The sequence below is a fragment of the Mesorhizobium sp. M4A.F.Ca.ET.050.02.1.1 genome, assembly GCF_003997725.1.
GTDB lineage: Bacteria > Pseudomonadota > Alphaproteobacteria > Rhizobiales > Rhizobiaceae > Mesorhizobium.
This window is the reverse complement of record NZ_RZSG01000430.1, coordinates 1-5,145: the sequence shown is the minus strand read 5'-3', so window position 1 is coordinate 5,145 and position 5,145 is coordinate 1. Positions and strand designations below refer to the sequence as shown.

Annotated in this window: 7 protein-coding genes; all 7 read left to right on the top strand. The window is 63.3% G+C overall.

Annotated features, from left to right (window positions below; all coding sequences use genetic code 11):
* Positions 1 to 192 precede the first annotated feature (192 nt).
* Entirely contained in the window at positions 193 to 1,578 is a 1,386-nt protein-coding gene (locus EOA33_RS23580) for a M20/M25/M40 family metallo-hydrolase (protein ID WP_126058259.1), read from the top strand.
* Positions 1,579 to 1,665: 87 nt separating this feature from the next.
* Positions 1,666 to 2,286: a ribonuclease D gene (locus EOA33_RS23575; RefSeq protein WP_126058260.1), complete on the top strand. Its 621-nt coding sequence runs from the start codon at positions 1,666 to 1,668 to the stop codon at positions 2,284 to 2,286.
* A gap of 17 nt (positions 2,287 to 2,303) precedes the next feature.
* Positions 2,304 to 2,504 (top strand): hypothetical protein, encoded by a 201-nt coding sequence (locus EOA33_RS23570; RefSeq protein ID WP_126058261.1) that lies wholly within the window; start codon positions 2,304 to 2,306, stop codon positions 2,502 to 2,504.
* Positions 2,505 to 2,787: 283 nt separating this feature from the next.
* The gene (locus EOA33_RS23565; protein ID WP_126058262.1) at positions 2,788 to 3,042 is read left to right on the top strand and encodes a GlsB/YeaQ/YmgE family stress response membrane protein; all 255 of its coding nucleotides are present in this window, start codon (positions 2,788 to 2,790) and stop codon (positions 3,040 to 3,042) included.
* 132 nt (positions 3,043 to 3,174) lie between these two features.
* Complete coding sequence (locus EOA33_RS23560; protein ID WP_126058263.1) at positions 3,175 to 3,321, top strand: hypothetical protein; 147 nt, start codon at positions 3,175 to 3,177, stop codon at positions 3,319 to 3,321.
* Positions 3,322 to 3,526: 205 nt separating this feature from the next.
* Positions 3,527 to 3,847, top strand: coding sequence for a protamine-2 (modular protein) (locus EOA33_RS23555; protein WP_126058264.1), 321 nt, complete (start codon positions 3,527 to 3,529; stop codon positions 3,845 to 3,847).
* Between the two features lie 427 nt (positions 3,848 to 4,274).
* Positions 4,275 to 5,145, top strand: an 871-nt coding sequence (locus tag EOA33_RS23550; protein ID WP_245482419.1) for an APC family permease, incomplete at its 3' end; no start/stop codon positions are given.

The window sequence follows — 5,145 nt, the reverse complement described above, 5'->3', positions numbered from 1 at the left end:
CCTCTCCGGGCTGCCGCAACGTTTCGAGTAAGGCCGCCGTGGTTCCCCCTCCACCACGGCGGCTTTTTCGTCTTCAGGTCAGACATATCGGTCTGAATGTTTTTCCGCTGCCAAACGCTGGTCCAACGTTCCCGGCTTTTCGTTTTCGGCTCGTCCCTTTAGGGTCGGCGCAAAATCGAAAGGCTTCAGACAATGTCCAGAATCTCCCCCGTCCTCGATCGTCTCGACCAGAATCTCGACCAGAGCCTCGAGCGCCTGTTCGGCCTGCTCGGCATCAAGTCGATCTCCACCGACCCGGCCTTTGCCGAGGATTGCCACAAGGCGGCGGAATGGCTGGTGGCCGAGCTGAAGCTGATCGGCTTCGACGCCAGCGTGCGCGACACGCCCGGCCATCCGATGGTGGTGGCGCATCACGACGGGCCAGCGGGCGCGCCGCATGTGCTGTTCTACGGCCATTACGACGTGCAGCCGGTCGATCCGATCGAATTGTGGGAAAGCGATCCATTCGCGCCGGCGATCAAGGAGATCGAGCCTGGCCGCAAGATAATCACCGGCCGCGGTTCGGCCGACGACAAGGGGCAGTTGATGACCTTCGTCGAGGCCTGCCGCGCCTGGAAGCAGGTGCATGGCGGCCTGCCTTGCCGCATCACCATCCTGTTCGAGGGCGAGGAAGAGTCCGGCTCGCCGTCGTTGAAGCCGTTCCTCGCGGCCAATGCCGCCGAGCTCAAGACCGACTTCGCGCTCGTCTGCGACACCGGCATGTGGGATCGCGAGACGCCCTCCATCTGCGTGTCGCTGCGCGGCATGGTCGGCGAGGAAATCACCGTCAAAGCGGCCGATCGCGACCTGCATTCGGGGCTCTATGGCGGGGCTGCCGCCAATCCGATCCGGATCCTGGCCGGGATCCTGGCCGATATCCACGACAAGGATGGGCGCATCACCATCCCGGGCTTCTATGACGGTGTCGAGGAGACGCCGTCGCAGGTGCTGAAGTCGTGGGAAACGCTCGGCGAGACCGCCGAGAGCTTCCTCGGGCCGATCGGCCTGTCGATCCTCGCCGGCGAAAAGGGCCGCTCGGTGCTCGAACTGACCTGGGCGCGGCCGACGGCGGAGTTCAACGGCATTATCGGCGGCTATACCGGCAAGGGCTTCAAGACGGTGATCGCGGCGGAGGCCTCGGCCAAGGTGTCGTTCCGCCTCGTCCACAAGCAGGACCCCGAGAAGATCCGGGCTGCGTTCCAGGCTTTCGTTCAAGAACGCATCCCGGCTGACTGCTCGGTCGAATTCCATCCGCATGGCGGCTCGCCGGCGATCAAGCTCTCCTACGACTCGCCGTTCCTGGCCAAGGCCAAGGAGGCGCTGTCCGACGAATGGGCGAAACAGGCGGTGATCACCGGCGGCGGCGGCTCGATCCCCGTGGTCGGCGATTTCCAGACCTATCTCGGCCTGGAGTCGCTGCTGGTCGGCTTCGGTCTCGACGATGACCGCATTCACTCGCCCAACGAGAAATACGAGCTCACTTCGTTCCACAAAGGGCAGCGCTCCTGGGCCCGTATTCTCGACGCGCTGACGCGCTGAGGGGTCGAAAGACAAGTTTTTGTTGATTTTTCGTCGGATCGCGGTGAGGACGAAACGAACAGCGCAGGCCGCGATCCGGAGACAATGATGAGCGACATCCGCTTCCACAAGAACGACTTGCCCGACCTGTCCCACTACAATGTCGGGGCAGTGGCCATCGACACCGAGACGTTGGGTTTGAACCCGCATCGCGATCGTCTCTGCGTGGTGCAGATCTCGCCGGGCGACGGCAGCGCCGACGTCATCCAGATCGCGCCCGGCCAGAAGAAGGCGCCGAACCTGGTCAGCCTGCTCCGCAACCGCAGCGTCACCAAGCTGTTCCATTACGGCCGCTTCGACATCGCCGTGCTCTACAACGCCTTCGGCGTCGTGGCGGAACCAGTGTTCTGCACCAAGATAGCCTCGCGCTTGACCCGCACCTATACCGACCGGCATGGGCTGAAGGACATTTGCGGCGAGCTTCTCGGAGTCACCTTGTCGAAGGTACAGCAATCGTCGGACTGGGCGGCGGAGACCCTGTCGCCGGAACAGCTCGAATATGCCGCCTCCGACGTACTCTATCTGCACCGGCTGCGCGAGGTGCTGGCCGCCCGGCTGGCGCGCGAGGGCCGCACGAAGGAGGCCGACGCCTGCTTCCGCTTCCTGCCGACGCGTGCCAAACTAGACCTGATGGGCTGGGGCGAGGAGGATATCTTCGCCCATAGCTGACGGCCTCGGAGGACGACATGGCGGAGAGGAAACCGATAGCAACCGCGCCGACCGACGGCTCCAAGGTCACCGTCTACTGGAAGGACGGCAATGGGGTGATCAACGAGTCGATCGCGCAATTTCGCGACGGCGGCTGGTGGACCTATATCGACAGCACCACGCAGAAAAAGGTCGAGCCGACCAGCTGGCGGCCTGCCGTAAGCGACGATGACGACTAGGGGGCTATTGATATTCAGGTGATGCCGGCCTGCAATGGTGGATTCCTGCGCTTCCGGTACTCACGGACCCAAAAGTCCGCTCCATTGCGGTTATCGGAATCCACCATCTTCGGCTCGGCCTGACCTGAATCTCAACAGCCTCTGGAGCAATTACAGGAAAGGCGGCGCGGATGAGCTGGTCGCTGGCGGGCGGGGTTGCTTTGGCTTAGCCTGAACCCGTTGATATCGAGGCCGATTCGGGGGGCGCGCCCCGGCGTCGCCCTCCTGCTCAGAGGAAAGCTCAATGGGTATCGAAAGCCTTCTCATCTTCATCATCATCGGCGCCATCGCCGGCTGGCTCGCCGGCCTCGTCGTGTCGGGCTTCGGCTTCGGCCTGATCGGTAACATCATCGTCGGCATCATCGGCGCCTTCATCGCCGGCTGGCTGTTCCCGAGGCTCGGCTTTGCCATAGGCGGCGGCATACTCGCCGCCATCATCAATGCCACGCTCGGCGCCATCATCCTGCTGCTGGTGGTCAAGGTGTTGAAGCGAGCGTGAGGCCCGACCGCGAAAGCGCGTCGTGCTGAAACAGAGTCAGGCGACGCGCTTTAGGTCTTTTGTTTTTGTGCATGCCGTTATCCCAAAACCGATGCGCACTTTTTGGTCGAGATGCATTAGAAGGGACGCGCCGTGAAGCAGAACATGCTCTATCTGATCATCGGCGCGCTGCTGGTCGTGGTCATCGCGCTCGGCGTCTATGTCTACCGCGAGCAAACCCGGCCGAAGGGCGTCGAGCTCAAGATCGACGACAAGGGCATTTCGATCCAGCAGAATTGACGAAAGGGTCGGCGCCACCGGCCTTGACGGTGGCGGCGACCCGTGAGGATGGCGGGCAAGGCCACCGCAACTTCGCAACAAGGCTGACGCCGCTAGGAACCGCCGCGCTATTCCCGGCGCTGCGCGAACCCCTGGGCTTTTGCAACCGCCGCGCTACTTCCCTTTCGTGGACCCGGTTCACTGATTGGCAGATTGGGAGGTTTTCATGGATCGCCGATTATTCTTGACGGGAATGCTGGGCTTGGCGGGGGCGGCCGCAGTCGTCAGCGCGGTTCGGCCCATCAGCGCCGTGGCCGGCATTCCGGACGCGGGAAGCGGTATCCTCGACGAGCTCGAGGCGCAGGACAGGCAGGCCTGGGAGGACGACGGCACCGAAGCGGATCTGCAAACCGTCTCGCATCGCTATTGGCGCCGGCGCAGGAGACGGCGGCGCGCCTGGAGACGTTACTGCCGCACCTACTGGCGGTACGGCCGCCTGCGCAGGCGCTGCTATCGCCGGCGCGTCTGGATCTGGTTCCGGCTTTAGCCATTAGGCGCTGATCCTGCCCCGGCCGGATGGTCGCGCCGGGGCAGGGTGTTGATCGCCGGTTCAAACATGCAGCGCGCCGCCAACGCGCGGCGGATAACAGGACGAGGCGCCAGAAAGCATGGGCAACAGCGGCCGCGACGAGCACCAAGCCGGTGCCTCGCCAAGCATTTGATTATCAATCCTTTTCAAATTCTACCGACTTGACTCGCCCCTAAGGCCACGACCGCCGCAATAGGTCCTACGGATCCTGGCGTAGTGCGTCGATGGCCAGCGGCGAAAGCGCCCCTGAACCTCATCGGACTTGAGAAGAGCTGCTGCAAGCAAGCATCGCGACGTCGCGAGTCGTGAGCCGATTGACAAAACAATCCAAGCCTATCATATGATAGGTAGACTATCGATTGATAGGGAGGGGATCTTGGATCGAGTGAGCTCGGACGCTTCACGGTTGCAGGAGCTGGGTTATCGACAGCAGCTCCGGCGCGGACTCGGCGTCTTTTCGACATTTTCTATCGGCGTTGCCACCGTCGCACCGGTGGTCGGTCTCTATGCGATCTTCGGACTCGGGATGAACCTGTCCGGGCCGGTGTGGGTGTGGCTGCTGGTACTGTCCCTGGTCGGCCAGGTGCTGGTGGCAGTGGTCTATGCGGAACTCGCATCCGAGTTCCCGATTGCAGGAGGGCCCTATCAGTGGGTGCGCCGGCTGATCGGCCCGGACGCGGGCATCTTCACAGGCCTCATATACCTCGTTGCCGTATCGGCGGCGCTCGCCACCGTGGCGTTCCTTGCGGCGCCGTGGTTCGCGCAGTTGCTCGGTCTTCAGCCCTCGCCGGGCGGGCACATGCTGCTTTCGTTCTGCGTGCTGCTCGCTTCCCTGCTGGTCAATGCCGGCGGCGTCCAGGTCGTTCGCGTGGCGGTAAACTTCGGCATCGCAGCCGAGATAATCGCTTCGATGCTTATCGGCTCGATGCTGCTGGTGTTCTTCCGAATCCACGATGCCACCGTCCTCTTCAGTTCGATGGGGGCTCCGACCTCGCTCGGAGCAGCGCTTGCCACGCTCGCCGTCTGCGGTTGGGCCTTCGTCGGCTTCGATGCGAGCGCGTCGGTCGCCGAAGAGACCACCGGCGCGGGCGCGAACGTTCCGCGTGCCATCCTTGCCGCCACGGCGGTCGTTGGCATCGCAGTGGTTTTGGTCGCCGTTGCCGTCATCCTGGCGACCGGTGACCTCCAGGCCGTGATCTCGGGCTCTGAAATGGATCCGGTCACGGCGACGGTGGTCGCCTCGCTGGGTGATTGGT